The 17955-nt window shown below is 58.8% G+C and carries 18 protein-coding genes; 14 read left to right on the top strand and 4 right to left on the bottom strand.

Annotated features, from left to right (window positions below; genetic code table 11):
• Positions 1-79: 79 nt before the first annotated feature.
• The 7 genes from prfB (at position 80) to U5A05_RS19285 (ending at position 7053) form a co-directional block, all read left to right on the top strand.
• Positions 80-1175, top strand: a protein-coding gene (gene prfB / locus U5A05_RS19315) for a peptide chain release factor 2 (protein WP_261739482.1) whose coding sequence is annotated in 2 segments (ribosomal slippage) — positions 80-151 and positions 153-1175 — 1095 coding nt in all. Because the reading frame shifts where the segments join, the coding sequence is not laid out codon by codon here.
• Between the two features lie 116 nt (positions 1176-1291).
• Entirely contained in the window at positions 1292-2794 is a 1503-nt protein-coding gene (lysS, locus tag U5A05_RS19310) for a lysine--tRNA ligase (RefSeq protein ID WP_321834401.1), read from the top strand.
• 262 nt (positions 2795-3056) lie between these two features.
• On the top strand, positions 3057-3761 hold the full coding sequence (locus tag U5A05_RS19305) for a TetR/AcrR family transcriptional regulator (protein WP_261742489.1): 705 nt from the start codon (positions 3057-3059) through the stop codon (positions 3759-3761).
• A 12-nt stretch (positions 3762-3773) separates the two neighbouring features.
• On the top strand, positions 3774-4322 hold the full coding sequence (locus tag U5A05_RS19300; RefSeq protein ID WP_321834399.1) for a hypothetical protein: 549 nt from the start codon (positions 3774-3776) through the stop codon (positions 4320-4322).
• 43 nt (positions 4323-4365) lie between these two features.
• Positions 4366-5643, top strand: coding sequence for a flavohemoglobin expression-modulating QEGLA motif protein (locus tag U5A05_RS19295; RefSeq protein ID WP_395247638.1), 1278 nt, complete (start codon positions 4366-4368; stop codon positions 5641-5643).
• 181 nt (positions 5644-5824) lie between these two features.
• On the top strand, positions 5825-6736 hold the full coding sequence (locus U5A05_RS19290; RefSeq protein ID WP_321836537.1) for an alpha/beta hydrolase: 912 nt from the start codon (positions 5825-5827) through the stop codon (positions 6734-6736).
• Positions 6733-7053 (top strand): PA3694 family proteiin, encoded by a 321-nt coding sequence (locus tag U5A05_RS19285; protein ID WP_261739479.1) that lies wholly within the window; start codon positions 6733-6735, stop codon positions 7051-7053. Before U5A05_RS19290 ends, U5A05_RS19285 begins: the two co-directional genes overlap by 4 nt.
• 206 nt (positions 7054-7259) lie before the next feature.
• On the opposite strand, the gene lptF is transcribed toward U5A05_RS19285, so the two are convergent.
• Together lptF and U5A05_RS19275 are read right to left on the bottom strand one after the other, a co-directional pair.
• The gene (lptF, locus tag U5A05_RS19280; protein WP_261739478.1) at positions 7260-8039 is read right to left on the bottom strand and encodes a lipotoxin F family OmpA-related lipoprotein LptF; all 780 of its coding nucleotides are present in this window, start codon (positions 8037-8039) and stop codon (positions 7260-7262) included.
• A 66-nt stretch (positions 8040-8105) separates the two neighbouring features.
• Positions 8106-8519: a DUF4398 domain-containing protein gene (locus U5A05_RS19275; RefSeq protein ID WP_395247637.1), complete on the bottom strand. Its 414-nt coding sequence runs from the start codon at positions 8517-8519 to the stop codon at positions 8106-8108.
• Positions 8520-8789: 270 nt separating this feature from the next.
• On the opposite strand from U5A05_RS19275, the gene ppc reads away from it, so the two are divergent.
• From ppc to U5A05_RS19250, 5 genes are all read left to right on the top strand, one after another.
• The gene (gene ppc / locus U5A05_RS19270; RefSeq protein ID WP_321834396.1) at positions 8790-11420 is read left to right on the top strand and encodes a phosphoenolpyruvate carboxylase; all 2631 of its coding nucleotides are present in this window, start codon (positions 8790-8792) and stop codon (positions 11418-11420) included.
• A gap of 286 nt (positions 11421-11706) precedes the next feature.
• A complete protein-coding gene (adk, locus tag U5A05_RS19265; RefSeq protein WP_261739476.1) occupies positions 11707-12354 on the top strand; it encodes an adenylate kinase in 648 nt (215 codons plus the stop codon).
• Between the two features lie 95 nt (positions 12355-12449).
• Positions 12450-13127: a tRNA (adenosine(37)-N6)-threonylcarbamoyltransferase complex dimerization subunit type 1 TsaB gene (gene tsaB, locus U5A05_RS19260; RefSeq protein WP_321834394.1), complete on the top strand. Its 678-nt coding sequence runs from the start codon at positions 12450-12452 to the stop codon at positions 13125-13127.
• 233 nt (positions 13128-13360) lie between these two features.
• Complete coding sequence (locus U5A05_RS19255; RefSeq protein WP_261739474.1) at positions 13361-13657, top strand: hypothetical protein; 297 nt, start codon at positions 13361-13363, stop codon at positions 13655-13657.
• A 3-nt stretch (positions 13658-13660) separates the two neighbouring features.
• A complete protein-coding gene (locus U5A05_RS19250) occupies positions 13661-14530 on the top strand; it encodes a DUF72 domain-containing protein (protein WP_321834391.1) in 870 nt (289 codons plus the stop codon).
• Here the strand turns inward: U5A05_RS19250 and U5A05_RS19245 are convergent.
• Positions 14527-15147 (bottom strand): energy transducer TonB, encoded by a 621-nt coding sequence (locus U5A05_RS19245; protein WP_321834390.1) that lies wholly within the window; start codon positions 15145-15147, stop codon positions 14527-14529. The genes U5A05_RS19250 and U5A05_RS19245 overlap by 4 nt on opposite strands.
• A 93-nt stretch (positions 15148-15240) precedes the next feature.
• On the opposite strand from U5A05_RS19245, the gene U5A05_RS19240 reads away from it, so the two are divergent.
• The gene (locus U5A05_RS19240) at positions 15241-16023 is read left to right on the top strand and encodes a class I SAM-dependent methyltransferase (protein WP_261739471.1); all 783 of its coding nucleotides are present in this window, start codon (positions 15241-15243) and stop codon (positions 16021-16023) included.
• A gap of 99 nt (positions 16024-16122) precedes the next feature.
• Here U5A05_RS19240 and U5A05_RS19235 read toward each other — a convergent pair whose 3' ends face one another.
• Positions 16123-16764, bottom strand: a complete 642-nt coding sequence (locus U5A05_RS19235; protein WP_321834387.1) for a TetR/AcrR family transcriptional regulator — start codon at positions 16762-16764, stop codon at positions 16123-16125.
• Positions 16765-16854: 90 nt separating this feature from the next.
• On the opposite strand from U5A05_RS19235, the gene U5A05_RS19230 reads away from it, so the two are divergent.
• Positions 16855-17955 carry an efflux RND transporter periplasmic adaptor subunit gene (locus tag U5A05_RS19230; protein WP_261739469.1) on the top strand — a complete coding sequence of 367 codons (1101 nt, stop codon included), beginning with the start codon at positions 16855-16857 and terminating at the stop codon, positions 17953-17955.

The raw sequence follows: 17955 nt of genomic DNA, 5'->3' as shown, positions 1-17955 counted from the left end.
CGCCAGGCGGGCTGCTGATGTGCTTGGTTTACGGTATACTCCCCGGCTTTGTAAAAATCGCCTACGAGTGCCGCCAGCCATGGAAATCAACCCGATCCTTAACAGCATCAAGGACCTGTCAGAGCGCTCCGAAACCATTCGGGGGTATCTTTGACTACGATCAAAAGCATGAGCGTCTGACTGAAGTCAATCGCGAGCTTGAAGATCCGAGTGTCTGGAACAACCCTTCGTACGCCCAGGAGCTGGGGCGCGAGCGCTCCCTGCTGGCGCAGATCGTTGAAACCCTTGATGAGATGCACACCGGTCTGGCCGATGCCAAAGACCTGCTGTTGATGTCCGCCGAGGAAGAAGATCAGGCCGCTGTAGATGACGTTGCCGCTGAGGTGGAACGTCTGCGCGAAGCCCTTGAAAAACTCGAATTCCGCCGCATGTTCCGCGGTGAAATGGACGCCAACAACGCTTACCTGGACATTCAGGCAGGCTCCGGTGGTACCGAAGCGCAAGACTGGGCCAATATCCTGTTGCGGATGTATTTGCGCTGGGCCGACAAGCGCGGCTTCGATGCCACCATCATGGAGCTGTCTGCCGGTGACGTTGCCGGGATCAAAGGCGCGACCGTACATATCAAGGGCGAGTACGCATTTGGTTGGTTGCGCACCGAAATTGGCGTCCATCGTCTGGTCCGCAAAAGCCCGTACGACTCGGGAAACCGTCGTCACACCTCGTTCTCGGCTGTATTCGTTTCGCCGGAAATCGACGACAACATCGAAATCGACATCAACCCCTCGGACCTGCGGATCGATACCTATCGCTCCTCCGGTGCGGGTGGTCAGCACGTAAACACCACCGACTCCGCCGTACGTATTACTCACGTACCGAGCAACACCGTGGTGAGCTGCCAGAACGAACGTTCGCAGCATGCGAACAAAGACACCGCGATGAAAATGCTGCGCGCGCGTCTCTACGAGCAGGAAGTCCAGAAGCGTAATGCCGCTTCCCAGGCGCTGGAAGACACCAAGTCGGATATCGGCTGGGGTCATCAGATCCGCTCGTACGTACTTGACGCCTCGCGTATCAAGGATTTGCGTACCAATATCGAGCGCAGTGATTGCGATAAGGTGCTCGACGGCGATATCGACGAGTACCTGGTAGCCAGCCTGAAACAAGGGCTGTAAGTCGAGCGACCAACCGTAAAGTGCGAAGCCAGTGCGATGCCCAAAAGGCGTGCTAAAGCCCGCTTCCCCCCGCCGCAAGGTGGGGGTAACGAACCTGTGATGGAATTTTTTAAGACATGAGCGACCAACAACTCGATCCGCAAGACGTGCAACAGGAAGAAAACGCCCTGATCGCCCTGCGCAAGGAAAAACTTGCAGCCGAGCGCACCAAGGGTAATGCCTTCCCGAATGACTTCCGCCGTGACAACTACTGCGCCGACCTGCAGAAGAAGTACGCGCAAGCGACCAAGGAAGAGCTGGCCGAAGCCGCCATCCCGGTCAAGGTTGCTGGTCGCATCATGCTTAACCGTGGCTCGTTCATGGTGATCCAGGACATGACCGGTCGCATCCAGGTCTACGTCAACCGCAAGACCCTGCCGGAAGAAACCCTGGCCGCTGTGAAAACCTGGGATCTGGGCGACATCATCGCTGCTGTTGGCACCCTGGCCCGTTCCGGCAAAGGCGACCTGTACGTTGAAATGACCGACGTGCGCCTGCTGACCAAATCCCTGCGCCCGCTGCCGGACAAGCACCACGGCCTGACCGACACCGAGCAGCGCTATCGCCAGCGTTACGTTGACCTGATCGTCAACGAAGACGTGCGTCACACTTTCCGTGTGCGTTCGCAAGTCATCGCCCACATCCGCAGCTTCCTGATGGCGCGCGACTTCCTTGAAGTGGAAACGCCGATGCTGCAAACCATCCCGGGCGGCGCGGCGGCCAAGCCATTCGAAACCCATCACAACGCTCTCGACATGGACATGTACCTGCGCATCGCGCCGGAACTGTTCCTCAAGCGTCTGGTGGTAGGCGGTTTTGAAAAGGTGTTCGAGATCAACCGCAACTTCCGTAACGAAGGCGTTTCGACTCGTCACAACCCTGAATTCACCATGTTGGAGTTCTATCAGGCTTACGCCGACTACGAAGACAACATGGACCTGACCGAAGAGTTGTTCCGTGAACTGGCGCAGCTGGTTCTGGGCACTACTGACGTGCCGTACGGCGACAAAGTGTTCCACTTCGGCGAACCATTTGTACGTCTGTCGGTGTTCGACTCGATCCTCAAGTACAACCCCGAGCTGACCGCTGACGACCTGAACGACATCGACAAGGCTCGCGCCATCGCCAAAAAAGCTGGCGCCAAGGTGCTGGGCTTTGAAGGTCTGGGCAAGCTGCAAGTGATGATTTTCGAAGAACTGGTCGAGCACAAGCTGGAACAGCCGCACTTCATCACCGAGTACCCGTTCGAAGTGTCGCCGCTGGCTCGTCGTAACGACGAAAACCCGAACGTCACTGACCGTTTTGAGCTGTTTATCGGTGGTCGTGAAATCGCCAACGCCTACTCCGAGCTCAACGATGCTGAAGATCAGGCTGAGCGCTTTATGGCTCAGGTCGCGGATAAAGACGCAGGCGACGACGAAGCCATGCACTACGATGCAGACTTCGTACGTGCCCTGGAATACGGCATGCCGCCGACTGCCGGTGAAGGTATCGGTATCGACCGTCTGGTGATGTTGTTGACCAACTCACCGTCGATTCGTGACGTGATCCTGTTCCCGCACATGCGCCCACAAGCGTAACGTACCAGAATAAAAAGCCGCCGATTTGAGGCGGCTTTTTATTGCCCGGGATGTAGGGTCCTGCAGCCGCTGCCGAAGGCTGCGACAAGAGCCGCAGACCCAACCCATGGCAGCCTTCGGCAGCGGCAGAGATACTTCAAGCGTGGGAGCGAGCCTGCTCGCGAAGATCATTCGCGAGCAGGCTCGCTCCCACGCTTGACCTGGAACAGAGTATCTACAGAGTGTTAATCAACGTTAAAAGGAATTTATCGTGAACCTTGTCGTGTCTCCGGAAGGCGCCGCAAATGTCGCCGTGGCAGTAGCTGAAAGTGTTCAATACCAAGGCCGCAAGGCCAGCCGGCATGGCAGCGAGCAGCGCCGCCAACTGATCCTCGATGCCGCCATGCGCATTGTGGTCCGCGACGGTGTGCGCGGGGTACGGCATCGGGCTGTGGCCGCAGAGGCCGGGGTGCCACTGTCGGCAACCACCTACTACTTCAAGGACATTGACGACCTGCTCAATGACACTTTCGCTCAGTACGTGGAGCGCAGTGCTGCGTTCATGGCCAAGCTTTGGCAAAGCACCGAAGGCAAGTTGCGCTACCTGGTGGCCAAGGGCGATGGCAGCCAACGGGCCCGTGCCGTACTGGCGGATGAAATCGCCGAGATGACCGCTGATTATCTTCAGCATCAAATGCTTACCCGTCGCGAGCATCTGATGGCCGAGCAGGCTTTTCATCAGGCGGCACTGTTCAACCCACGGCTGGCGGTGCTGGTACGTTCGCATCAGCAGATTTTCCTGCAGGGCGCCGGCCAGATCTTCGAAGTGCTAGGCTCCAGGCAACCTCAGCAGGATGCCAAAGTCTTGACGGCGATTATCGGTCGGATGGAGTATCAGGCCCTACTTGATGGCGCGCAGCCTGAGGCGGATAACGACCGGCTGGCTATTCTTACGCGCTACATGCACTTGGTGCTGGCCGCTCTATAGAAGGATGCAGGCATGAAAGCTTGGCGCGTGATGCTTATGGCATTGTCGTTTTTGATGTTGAACGGTTGTCTTGTGACCTTTAGCCAGGCGCCGCTTGCGCCACAGCCAGCGCCTAAACAGCTGCTGGGCAAGTGGGTCAGCAAGGATGCCTGGGGGCAAGCACGCAATCTTGAGATCAGTGCCATCGACAAAACCCGATACCAGGCCGTGGTCTACCCCAAGGGCGAACCCAAGGCCCGTGAGCGTTATGTGTTTATCGTTGCTCGCCACGGCAGTCGCTGGTATGCCTCGGCTGCAATACCGGCCAAACTGGGCGGCAATCACACGCTGAGCGGTTTTGAGTTGACCGATAACGGTGAGCTGGTGATCTACGATCTGGACCTTGATCAAATCAAGCAGGCTATCGGCCAGTCCGTGTTGAGCGGTGATCCGGTCGAAACCGCAGAAGGCCCTGGCACCTTGATCAAAAGCCCGTCGGCCGATGTTTTTGCCTACCTGGACGACCCGGCCAATTCCGACGTATTTGTCGAAGCAGCCCGCTATAAACGCGCGGCCAAATAACGTTCTTGATTACAAGCACGCTCTTAATTGAAGGAAGCTGCCGGTGGACGACTACCAGCGCACGATCCGCACCTTGTCTGACCGCATCGTGTTGGCACAAACCCCGATTCGCGTACTGGATGCGGTGAAGTGGGACGACAGCATCCGCCAGGGGTTTCTCAAGGCCAAAGGCAAGGAAATGCCTGCGGTCAGCCGTGATTATTATCTGGGGCGACCGTTGTCCTTTGACTCGGGCGCGGTGAAATCCGAGTTCCAGAACATCGAGCGCGACATCACCCGCCAACTGGGCCAGTTCAACCCGGTCGGGCAGATCATGCGCCGCATGTGCAAGGAGTACCGGATGGTGGTGCGCATGCTTGAAGCGCGCGGTACTGAAGACTTCGGGCTGATTTCCCAGGAACTGTATGGCGCCGCCTCGGACGCGTTCCATGCCGGTGATCCGACCTTGGCCGATCTGGGCTTGATGATGTCCGACTACCTGGACAATATCGACGGCCACGGCGCGCTCAAGGACGAAGCCAAGACCCTGACCGCCAAAGATGCGGTGAACCTGCTGCAAAGCCGCCTGAACAAGGTATTTGGCGAGGCAGAGGAAACCATCCGGGTGTTTGAGTCCGATGGCATCGTTGCGGACGCGGCAGCGGGTGCCGATTACATCAAGATCCGCACCGATGCGATGTTTAACGAACGTGATGTGCGGGCCCTGGAAGTGCATGAGGGCTTGGTGCATGTGGGTACCACGCTTAACGGTCTGAACCAGCCAATCTGTACCTTTCTGTCCAAGGGCCCGCCGTCGTCCACGGTGACCCAGGAAGGCCTGGCGATTTTGATGGAAATCATCACCTTTGCGTCCTACCCGAGCCGGCTGCGCAAGCTGACCAACCGCACTCGCGCCATTCATATGGTGGAGGAGGGCGCGGACTTTATGCAGGTGTATGAGTTCTTCCGTGAGCAAGGTTTTGAGATGCCAGAAAGTTATGGCAACGCGAGCCGAGTTTTCCGTGGATCAGTGCCCAATGGCCTGCCATTCACCAAAGACTTGTCCTACCTCAAAGGCTTCATCATGGTTTACAACTATATTCAGCTGGCCGTGCGTAAAGGCAAGCTGGAGCAAGTGCCGCTGCTGTTCTGTGGCAAAACCACGCTGGAAGACATGCGCACCCTGCGTCAGTTGGTGGATGAAGGGCTGGTGGTTGCGCCCAAATACTTGCCGGATCAGTTCCGCGACATGAATGCGCTCTCGGCCTGGATGTGTTTCTCCAACTTCCTCAACCACCTGAGCCTTGACCGTATTGAAGCGGACTACTCGAATATTTTGTAACGTACACCGTGAACCGTAGCAGCTGCCGAAGGCTGCGTTCGATGGCGAAGCCATCGCAATATCGGGTTTCGCGGTGTTTCAGGTCAACGGCGTCTGTCGGTTTTACGACTGCTGCGCAGCCGAACGCAGCCTTCGGCAGCTGCTACAAGTAATGCAACCTTCGCAACTGGTGCCAACTCAGATGAAAACCCTGGCTGCACTCTGCCTGCTGTTGACCCTCAGCGGATGCAGCTCATTGCTGTTTTACCCCGAGCCCGGCCAGCCGATTACTCCGGCGGCGGCAGGCCTGGACTATCGTGACGTGACCCTCACTGCCGCCGATGGCACGCGCCTGAGTGGCTGGTGGCTACCGGCCAAAAAAGGCGTGCCGCTCAAGGGCACGGTGCTGCATCTGCACGGCAATGGCGGCAACCTGGCTTACCACTTGGGCGCTACTGCCTGGCTGCCAGAGCAGGGCTATCAAGTGCTGATGCTCGACTATCGCGGTTACGGCTTGTCGCAGGGCTCACCGGGTTTGCCTGCGGTGTATCAGGACATCGACGCGGCTTTCGACTGGTTGCAGCAACAACCGCAAACTCGAGGTCAGCCACTGATCGTGCTGGGGCAGAGCCTGGGGGGCGCGATGGGCGTGCACTACCTGAGTGAACATCCGCAGCAACGGGCACGAATCAAGGCGATGGTGCTTGATGGCGTTCCGGCCAGTTACCGCGAAGTAGGGCAGTTTGCCTTGAGCACGTCCTGGCTGACCTGGCCGTTGCAAGTGCCGTTGTCATGGCTGGTGCCCGACGCCGACAGTGCGGTTTATGCGATGCCGCAAATGGGCGGCGTGCCGCTGCTGATTTTCCACAGCCTGGATGATCCGATCGTGCCGCTTTCCAATGGCTTGCGCCTGTATCAAGCTGCGCCCCCGCCAAAGGTGCTGCAACTGACGCGTGGCGGTCACGTCCAGACGTTTGCCGACCCAACCTGGCGTCAGGTGATGCTGCGCTACCTGGATGACCCGCAACACTTTAATGGCGTGCGGCGCTTGGGCGAAATTCCCAACTACCCCGCCTCACCGAACACCGAACTTGAAGCCGAGAGCCAACAATGAGTGAAGAACGCAACGCCATCCCCCTGATCATCACAGGTATCTGCAGCATCATCGGCACCGTGGGTGCTCTGTGGTACTACGGCTATCTGCACTTCGCCAAGCCTGAAGATGCGTTGTTGCTCAGCGACTTCACCATGCTCAAGACCATTCCCGGTGAAGACTACAAAGTCTCGCTCACGCCAGCCAACCAGGTGGCGCAGTGCATCGACGGCATCATCGTACTGTTCGACACCGAGCAGAAGGGCCTGACCGGGGTATTGGTCAATAACAAGAAACAAGCGGTGCGTTGCCTGGGCCAGGAAACACCGAAGCTGTAGCAGCTGCCGAAGGAACGAGGCTGCGTCCGGCGGCGCAGCCGTCGTAAAACCTGAACTCGCGTTTTTTCAGCTAAACCGTGCTTTCAGTGTTTACGACGGCTGCGCCGCCGAACGCAGCCTTCGGCAGCTGCTACGCAGAGTTGCCCGCGTTCGTACAGAAGCAAAAAGCCCCGCCTGATCGCTCAGGCGGGGCTTTTTGCATGGGCTTATTGCATCGAGGAACGTGGTGCTACCGGCTGGTTGTCGTTGGAGATGGTCACTTCAACGCGGCGGTTCTGAGCTCGCCCCGAATCGGTGGCGTTGCTCGCAACCGGGTATTCCTTGCCATAACCCTGAGCCACGATACGGGTTGGGTCTACACCCTTGCGCACCAGAGCATTACGCACAGACTCGGCACGACGCTCAGACAAGGTCTGGTTGAAAGCTGCCGAACCGACGCTGTCGGTGTAACCCTCGACAATCACCTTGCGATCCGGGTTCTGGACCAGGTACTCAGCCAAGGTGTTGATATTGCGCATGCCATTGGGTTGCAGATCGGACTTGCCGAACTGGAACAGCACATCGCCAAAGGTGACCAGCGTGCCGCGTTCGGTTTGCTTGGCGTTCATGCCCTTGAGTTGCTTGATCTGCGCATCACGGGCATCAAGCAATGCCTGGGAGCGTGCAGCACCGGCATTTTTCAGGTTGTTTTCAGCGGTGCGCAACGCGATGGTTTGCTTGGCCACTTCAATACGCTGGTTGGTCAGATAGGCCAACTGGTCGACCTTGGACTCGTCTTCCTTGTTCAGATAAGCCTTTTCAGCCTTGTCCAGCCATTCGCTGGCGTCCTTGGTTTCAAGCGCTGCAACCTTGGTGGCTTCAGGGTTGGTTTGCAGGCCCGAGAAGTTGGTCTTGGCGTTTTCCAGATTGACGTTTGGCTGGTGCGAGCACGCCGCCAGGCCAACGCTCAGGGCCAACAGGGCAGGGATCAGTACTGTATTGCGCATGATATTTAGTCCTTTCTATCGATTAGGAATGCTGTGTCGTCGGGTGCAGTGAAAAAACAGCAGCGTTTACTGAACGCTGCGCATGCCTTCCTGACGCAATTCCTGCACGGCTTTCTGAGCATCCTGAACAGCTTTCTCGGCTTTGGCCGCCTGGGCTTTGCGCTCTGCTACGCGAGCGTCCCACTCAGCTTGTTCGGACAGGCGTCGGGCCTCGTCGTATTTTTTGTCATGCATGGCCAGCTCGGCTTGCTTGAGCTTGTCCTGGGCAGACTTCATTTCCACCGGCGCATATTCAGTACCGCCCGCGCTCACGGCGTTATTCACGGCCGACTGAGTCACTGCGTATTGTTCCGACGGCGGGTTGCCAGCACATCCAGCCAAAACGAAGCTGGTGCCGATTGCCAGCGCAGCCAGTTTTAGCCCGCGCAGGCGTGGTGAGGTGGTTTTGACAGTGCGGGTCATCATGGTCTTCAACTCCATTGGGAAACTCCTTAGAAACAGCAAATTCCATCACGACTGGTGGCGTCACCCGGAGTGTTGGAACACGAGTTCCAGCGGTGATGGTTAATGGCTGTGACCGGAGCGTTTTTTGAATAGTTCAATAAAAGATGGCATATGGCCTAAAAGAATTCTGACCGTTCGGTCAGCGCATTTTTCTGGTACGGCGGCGCGGATGGCTTGCCAGAAACAGCGTTTGCAACGCACTCTTGGGGCACGAGCTGTCCCCGGATACCGCTGGAGAAACTGCTGATGACCGATATTGATGCACGCTTGCGCGATGATGTTCACCTGCTGGGTGAGCTGTTGGGTAATACGATTCGTGACCAATACGGCGAAGAATTTCTCGCCAAGATCGAGCTTATTCGCCGGGGAGCCAAGGCCGATCGGCGCGGCACTACAGGCGAAGAGTTGAGTGCGATTCTGGATGCCCTGAGCGACGATGAAGTGTTGCCGGTGGCGCGGGCGTTCAACCAGTTTTTGAACCTGGCCAATATCGCCGAGCAGTACCAGCTCATCCACCGGCGTGAAGAGGGGCAGGCCGAGCCTTTCGAGGCGCTGGTGTTGCCGCAGTTGCTCGAGCGTCTGCTGGCCGAGGGGCATAGTGCCGAGTCGCTGGCGCGTCAGGTAGGCCGTCTGGAAATCGAGCTGGTGCTCACCGCACATCCCACTGAAGTGACCCGGCGTACCTTGATTCAAAAGTACGATGCAATTGCCGAGCAACTGGCTGCCCAGGACCATCGTGACCTGACCCTCGCGGAAAAAACCGAGATCGAACAGCGCCTGCAGCGGTTGATCGCTGAAGCCTGGCACACCGAAGAAATCCGTCGTACTCGTCCCACGCCTGTCGATGAGGCCAAGTGGGGGTTTGCGGTCATTGAACATTCGTTATGGCACGCGGTGCCGCACATGTTGCGCAAGGCGGACAAGGCTCTGCATGCGACCACCGGGCTGCATTTACCGCTGGAAGCGGCACCGATCCGTTTTGCTTCCTGGATGGGCGGCGACCGTGACGGCAACCCCAATGTCACGGCCACTGTGACCCGTGAGGTGCTGCTGCTGGCGCGCTGGATGGCGGCTGATCTGTATCTGCGCGATATCGACAAACTGGCGGCTGACCTTTCGATGCAGCAGGCCACGCCCGCGTTGCTGGCCGTAGCAGGGGAGAGCGGCGAACCGTATCGGGCCGTGCTCAAGCAATTGCGTGAGCGCCTGCGCGCTACCCGTAGCTGGGCCCAGAGCGCGCTGAGCAGTAACCAGAGCGCTCCCGAGGCGGTGTTGCAGGACAATCGCGATCTGCTGGCGCCGTTGCAACTGTGTTATCAGTCCCTGCATGCCTGTGGCATGGGTGTCATTGCTGACGGTCCATTGCTTGATTGCCTGCGTCGGGCCGTAACCTTTGGCCTGTTTTTGGTGCGCCTCGATGTGCGTCAGGACGCCTCTCGCCACACGGCGGCAATGACGGAAATCACTGACTATCTGGGTCTGGGCCGTTACGAGGACTGGGACGAAGAAGCGCGCTTGATCTTCCTGATGCGCGAACTGGCCAACCGCCGACCGCTGCTGCCGGGCTACTTCAAACCCGGTGCCGACACCGCCGAAGTCCTGGCGACATGCCGCGAAGTGGCCGCTGCACCGGGGGCCTCGCTGGGTTCTTATGTGATTTCGATGGCGGGAGCCGCTTCTGATGTGCTGGCGGTGCAACTGCTGCTCAAAGAAGCCGGGCTTGAGCGTGCGATGCGTGTGGTGCCGCTGTTTGAAACCCTCGCGGATCTCGACAATGCAGGTCCGGTTATCGAACGTTTGCTGTTACTGCCGGGTTATCGCGCCCGTTTGCATGGCCCGCAGGAAGTCATGATTGGCTACTCCGATTCGGCCAAGGACGCGGGCACCACGGCGGCGGCCTGGGCGCAGTATCGAGCGCAGGAAACCCTGGTCAATATCTGCCGTACGCAAAGCGTTGAGCTGCTGTTGTTCCATGGTCGCGGCGGCACCGTGGGGCGTGGCGGTGGCCCGGCCCACGCGGCGATTCTGTCGCAGCCGCCGGGGTCGGTGGCGGGGCGTTTCCGTACTACGGAGCAGGGCGAAATGATTCGCTTCAAGTTCGGCCTGCCGGATATCGCCGAGCAAAATCTGAACCTGTATCTGGCCGCTGTACTGGAAGCCACCTTGCTCCCGCCACCCCTGCCGGAGCCGGGTTGGCGGGCGCTGATGGATGAGTTGGCGGCAGACGGGGTCAAGGCCTACCGTGGGGTGGTGCGCGATAACCCGCAGTTCGTCGAGTACTTCCGCCAATCCACCCCGGAGCAGGAGTTGGGCCGTTTGCCGTTGGGCAGCCGTCCGGCCAAACGTCGGGCAGGCGGGATTGAAAGCCTGCGGGCTATCCCGTGGATTTTCGGCTGGACCCAGACCCGTCTGATGCTACCCGCCTGGCTGGGCTGGGAAACCGCGTTGAGCCAGGCGCTGGCACGCGGTGAAGGCGAGCAGTTGGCGCAAATGCGCGAGCAGTGGCCGTTCTTCCGCACTCGCATCGACATGCTGGAAATGGTCCTGGCCAAGGCCGATGCCGATATCGCCCGGCTCTACGACGAGCGTTTGGTGAGCCCGGAACTGCTGCCATTGGGTGCGCACTTACGCGACTTATTGTCGCAGGCATGCGCGGTGGTTCTGGGTTTGACCGGTCAGGCGCAGTTGATGGCGCATAGCCCGGAGACCCTTGAATTCATTCGTTTACGCAACACTTACCTTGATCCTCTTCATCTATTGCAGGCCGAGCTTCTGGCGCGCTCGCGTCGCCAGCAAGCAGCCCAGGACAGCCCTCTGGAACAGGCATTACTGGTAACTGTGGCCGGGATCGCGGCGGGCTTGCGCAACACCGGCTAAGGCAAAAGAGCGGCCAATGTCGCACCAGGGGGCGTGGGGGCCGGGCAGAGTTGCTACCGATTCCTGCGCGGGCGCGACACTTTATTGTGGGGTTGAGACCTGTGACACCCGGCCGCACAGGCCCGTTTAGCTGTAATTTTTCCTACTTTTGGCGTCTTGTGTGGGCCGGGCCTGCTGTGTATCTTGATCAGCCCTTGGCCGTTTTGATGGCCATAACCCGATTTTGAGACTGGCCCAAAGAGGCGAGTCTGTTGTCATTTAAATAAAAAATTTGAGGAGCACATCGATGCGCGTAATTCTGCTGGGAGCTCCCGGGGCCGGTAAAGGTACTCAGGCAAAGTTCATTACTGAAAAATTTGGCATCCCGCAAATCTCCACTGGCGACATGTTGCGTGCAGCCGTTAAAGCCGGCACCGAGCTGGGCCTGATCGCCAAAGGCGTAATGGACAGCGGTGGTCTGGTCTCCGACGACCTGATCATCAACCTGGTCAAAGAGCGTATTGCTCAGCCGGACTGCGTAAACGGTTTTCTGTTCGACGGTTTCCCGCGCACCATTCCGCAAGCTGAAGCCTTGGTCAAAGCCGGTGTCGAGCTGGACCACGTGCTGGAAATTGCAGTAGAAGACGAAGAGATCGTTCAGCGTATTGCTGGCCGTCGTGTACACGAAGCTTCGGGCCGCGTTTACCACACCGTCTACAACCCGCCAAAGGTTGAAGGCAAGGACGACGCCACTGGCGAAGACCTGGTACAGCGCAAGGACGACACCGAAGAAACCGTTCGTCATCGCCTGTCGGTTTACCATTCGCAAACCAAGCCGCTGGTGGACTTCTACCAGAAGCTGGCTGCTGCCCATGGCAAGCCGAAGTACAGCCACGTTGAAGGCGTTGGCTCGGTAGAATCGATCACTGCCAAGGTGCTTGAAGCGTTGAGCTGATAAGTCGATTTTGCGTCATCACAACAGCCCGCTTGCGGGCTGTTGTTGTTTATACTGCTGCACTATTTCCAATTCTGATTCTGACGGGAACACCGATGAGCACCTTGCTGGCCCTGGATACCGCGACTGAAGCTTGTTCTGTTGCCCTGTTGCACGATGGCAAGGTCACGAGCCACTACGAGGTGATCCCGCGCCTGCACGCGCAAAAGCTGTTGCCGATGATTAAAGAGCTGTTGGCTCAGGCGGGTATCGAGCTGTCGGCAGTCGATGCCATTGCCTTTGGTCGTGGGCCTGGTGCCTTTACCGGCGTGCGTATTGCCATTGGCGTGGTCCAGGGCTTGGCTTTTGCGCTGGAGCGCCCGGTGTTGCCGATCTCCAACCTGGCGGTACTGGCCCAGCGTGCCCATCGCGAGCACGGCGCGACCCAGGTGGTGTCGGCCATTGATGCGCGGATGGATGAAGTGTATTGGGGTTGCTATCGCGAAGAGGCGGGGGAAATGCGTCTGCAAGGCGCTGAAGCCGTCTTGGCGCCCGAGGCTGCCACCTTGCCCGATGGCGCCACAGGCGACTGGTTTGGCGCGGGCACTGGCTGGGGTTACGCCGAGCGTTTGCAGGTCAAGCCGTACGCGATGGATGCGGGCATGTTGCCCCACGCTGAAGACCTGCTGACCCTGGCCCGATTTGCCTGGGCCCGTGGCGAAGCCATCCGCGCCGATGACGCGCAGCCGGTGTACCTGCGTGACAAGGTGGCGACACCCAAAGCCGAGCGCTAAACCCCGCTGCCCTGTAGCAGCTGCCGAGGTACGAAGCCGTCGTAAAACCTGAGCTCTCATTGTATCTGACACACTGGGGCGCTTGAATTCACGACGGCTTCGCCGCCGAACGCAGCCTTCGTACCTCGGCAGCTGCTACGCATATTGTTTGCACCGCGCAACCAATCGCTGGCTCATTTGCTTAGTCAGCCTGGCGCCGCTAAATTGTAACTATCGCTACCGAGCTTGCTGCCATGCGCATTGACGGCTTTTCTTCCCAGTCCTACCCGATCAAGCGCAAGCCGCGTAAAGGCCAGCCGCTGCTTGATGAGTCGGTTGAGGACAGTGAAGTTCCGCTCGAAAGCGCTCCGCAAGCTACCCGTACGTCCTCATCCAGCGACCGCATCAGCCAGTTGCCAGTGCGCTCCCAGGACATGATCTTCCAACGTGCCATGAGCAAAAACGCAGCCAGTGCCCTTGCCAGCTACCTGACCACCGCAGGCTTTGTTGAATGGGAAACCCAAGTGCTAGGGCTGGACCTGTATATTTGAGCCATGACTCAATTACCTCTGCCTTATTACCTTGGTTGCCCGTCCTGGAGTGACAACGCCTGGCGCGAAGGCCTGTACCCGCAGAACGCTCGCTCGACCGATTTTCTAAGCTTGTATGCGCAGGTCTTCAATGCCGTCGAAGGCAACACTACCTTCTATGCCAGGCCCGCACCGACCACGGTCGAGCGCTGGGCGCAAAGCCTGCCGGAACACTTTCGCTTTACCGCCAAGTTCCCGAGGGAAATCAGCCATGGCGGTGATTTGCGTGAGCAAACACCGGCAGCAGAAAGCTTCCTGCAGTTGTTGCGGCCCTTGGGAGCACGCGTAGCGCCGTTTTGGCTACAACTACCGGCTAGCTTCGGCCCTCATCGTTTGGCCGAGCTGGTGAGCTTTATAGACGCTCTGGAGTGCCCGCTGGCCGTTGAAGTGCGTCACCCGGAGTTCTTTGCCAGGGGCGATGCCGAGCGCTTGCTCAATCGCCTGCTGATGGATCGCGGGGTCGAGCGTATCTGCCTTGATCCGCGCGCACTGTTCAGTTGCACCTCGACCGATCCTGCGGTGCTTCACGCGCAATCGAAAAAGCCCAAAGTGCCTCCGCGCCCGGCAGCCTTCACGCAATTCCCGCAGGTGCGGTTTATTGGTCGCCCGGAGCTGGAGGCCAATGATCCGTATTTGTTGCCCTGGATTGAAAAAGTCGCGGGCTGGATCGAGGAAGGGCGCACGCCATATGTGTTTCTGCACACGCCGGACAATCACCGCGCGCCTGAACTGGCGCGGCGTTTTCATCGGCAACTGAGTGCAAGGTTACCGGGGCTGCCCGCACTGCCTGAGTTGCATCAGCAGACGGCGGTGGAACAGTTGGGCCTGCTTTAAGCCGCCATTCGCAGGTTGTTGACCACCAATGGGCGGGCCCAGCCCAGATCGAAGTCCATTGCCCGTTGTTGCTCGATCAGGGTCATGGTGTCGAATGGCTCGGCAGGGGGTGGCAACAGGTCCAGCTCGAATTCTGCAATCGGCAGATGCAGTGGGCGTGGCTCAGGCCCCGGGCCTAGGGCGGGCAGCGGATGTCCCTGTGCCATGACCAGCGGCCGCACCCAGGTCTTGTTGAAATTCTGTTGCTGCTGTTGGGCGATAAGATCTTCAGCCGGGTAGGGCACGGCTGGCGGTGGCAGCAGGTCCAGTTCGAATTCGGCAATGGGCAAAAACAGAGCTTGCGGCGGGCGCAGCTCGGTGTCCTGAACTTCGCAATGGCGCTGGGTCACGATAGTACCCAGTACCTCACTCCCGCCACGGGGCTCGGCATTTACATCCCTGGCCAGGTTGGCCACATCTATCGCTGCAAACTCTTCAGTGCCGGACTGTTCTGCCAATGCTTGGGCGTAGAAGTCCTTCCACAGGTGATTGACGCTGCCCGTGATCTGCGAATTGTGTCGGCCAAAGTCGCCAATTGGCGCAATAAAGCCGATGGATGTGGAATGAATGTCTGACATAGCTCTCGGACAACGCCCGGCTCTGGCAAAATGGCGGATATTTCATTTATCGGCAGTCTTTGCCGATCATTAAATTTTTGGGCGTGTTTTTAGATGATTGAGCAAGCAGCGGGCTGTCGTATCAAAGTCGAGGCATTGGACGAGGCCTATCAGGCCCTGGCCGAGCAATGGGCTGAGCGCCTGGGTTTGCCTCTGGACGAGCCGGATGCGCAGTTCGCCTTGCAGTTGAGCGCCCAGGGTTTGCAATTGCAGCAACTGGGCCCGGATGCGCCGGGGCCAGTGCGGGTCGACTTCGTGGAAGGCGGCGCGGCCCATCGTCGTTTGTTCGGCGGCGGGACCGGGCAGATGATTGCCAAGGCGGTAGGCATCCAGCAGGGCGTACGCCCGCGGGTGCTGGATGCCACAGCGGGTTTGGGCAAGGATGCGTTCGTTCTGGCGAGTCTGGGCTGTGAAATGAGCCTGATCGAACGCCAACCACTGATTGGCGCGCTGCTTGAGGACGGCCTGGCTCGTGGCCTGGATGATTTTGAAGTGGCGCCTATCGTGTCGCGCATGCACTTGCTTAAAGGCAATTCGATTGAAGTGATGCGCAACTGGGAAGGCGAACCGCCGCAGGTGATCTACCTCGACCCGATGTTCCCGCATCGTGAGAAAACCGCGTTGGTGAAGAAAGAGATGCGCCTGTTTCGCCCGTTAGTCGGTGATGACAATGATGCCCCGGCCCTGCTTGAAGCGGCGCTGGCGCTGGCGACTCACCGGGTGGTGGTCAAGCGCCCACGCAAGGCACCGTGCATTGCAGGGCCAAAGCCGAGCCATGCATTGGATGGCAAATCGAGCCGATACGATATTTATCCGAAGAAGGCGTTGAAGCCCTGATACAAAGCTTGGGCAGCGCCAGCAGAGAACCTTAACCGTGGTTGCTCGCGAACGGCCTTCGCGAGCAGGCTCGCTCCCACGGGAGCAACAACCGAGTGTCTACAGGAACGGCCGATAAGCCCGCATGAAAATCCCCACGACCTCCTGTACATGGGCCTCGCTCGCTTCGGGGCCCGGCGGCTCGCCGCCGGCAAACAGCAGGCGAAAGTTGGGTGCGCCCTTGAGCATGCAGAAGAAGTGCTCCGCCGCGTAGTGAGGGTCGTCTATCTGCAACCCACCGCTCTGATCGATCTTGCGCAACAACCCCTCCATCTCGTGAACCACGCGCTCGGGGCCCGCTTCGAGGAAAATTTGCGACAGCTTGGGGTCCTGGCTGCCCAGGGTGACCATCAGGCGGTGCAGGTTCAGCGACTCCTCACTGTTGATCAGCCCCTGAAAGCCGCGGGCGATATTCAACAGCACCGCCTCTATCGGCTTGCCTGCGGGTAATTCAAAAAACAGTTCCGGTAATTGCTCAGTGCATTTGGACATGATCGCCGAAGAAAACAGCGTTTCCTTGTCGGTGAAGTGGCTGTAGACCGTCAGTTTTGACACGCCCGCCAGGCCTGCAACCGCATCCATGCTGGTATTGGCATAGCCATTGGTCAAAAACAGGGTTTTGGCGGCGTCAAGGATCGACTGGCGTTTTGCCAGGTCCTTGGGGCGGCCGAGGGCATTGGGGGGTAAATGATGGTCAGGCATATCCGTTTATTACTGGACTGGTGAGTTTAGTATTAATAACATGCTGGTCAGTATAAATATTCCAAGCCCCATTAGCGAAAGGTCGTCACCATGTTGCGCCATGCCTTGCCCCGCGCTGTGCCTCTGTGTCTGGTTTTTTTATTATCTGGGTGTGGGCATGAAGAGCCTGCCAAAATCAGCATTAGCCCGGCGATGGTGGTGCAACCGCAGCCTTCGGCGCAGGCGAACCAAAGTTATCCTGGTGAGGTGCGGGCCCGTTTTGACCCGCAGTTGGCGTTTCGTATTGGCGGCAAAGTCACCAAACGTCTGGTTGACGAAGGCGAGCGGGTCAAGGCGAATCAGCCACTGGCCGAGCTGGACCCGCAAGACGTACGCCTGCAACTGGACGCTACCCGTGCTCAAGTGGCCGCCGGGCAGGCCAACCTGAATCTGGTACGGGCTGAACGCGATCGCTACAAGACCCTGCTGGATCGGCAGATGGTCAGCCGTTCGCAGTTCGACAACGCCGAAAACCTCTACCGCTCGGGTGAAGCCAAGCTGCAGCAGCTCAAGGCCGAGCAGGACGTAGCCAGCAATCAGGCAAGCTACGCCGTGTTGCGTGCGCCACAAGATGGTGTGATCGCTCAGCGTCAGGTCGAAGTCGGGCAAGTGGTAAACGCCGGGCAGACGGTGTTCACCTTGGCTGCCGATGGCGAACGTGAAGTGCTGATCAGCCTGCCGGAGCAGGACTTTGGCCGCTTCAAGATCGGTTTGCCGGTAGCGGTGGAGCTGTGGTCGCAACCCGGCCAGCGCTTCAGTGGACGTATTCGAGAACTGTCACCGTCGGCCGATCCAAAGTCGCGCACCTTTGCTGCCCGTATCGCCTTCACTGCGGGCAAAGTGCCTGCCGAATTGGGCCAAAGCGCCCGGGTCTTTATTCAGAGCGAAGGCGTCAGCACGTTGTCGGTACCTTTGTCGGCCTTGACTGCCGAGAACGGTGCAGCCTACGTGTGGCGCGTCGGCCAGGGCAACAAGTTGGAGCAGGTCCCCGTGCGTGTAGGACCGTTTGGCGAGAAAAGCGTGCCGGTACTCGAAGGCCTCAAGGCCGATGACTGGATCGTTGCCGCCGGGGTGCATGTGTTGCACCCGGGACAGGAGGTGCGGCCGATTGATCGCTCCAACCGGGCGATCAATGTTGCGGCGAAGGAGTAA

Origin of the sequence: Pseudomonas kulmbachensis (genome assembly GCF_963681935.1) — a bacterium.
Taxonomy (GTDB): domain Bacteria; phylum Pseudomonadota; class Gammaproteobacteria; order Pseudomonadales; family Pseudomonadaceae; genus Aquipseudomonas; species Aquipseudomonas kulmbachensis.
This window is presented reverse-complemented; position numbering and strand designations above follow the sequence as displayed.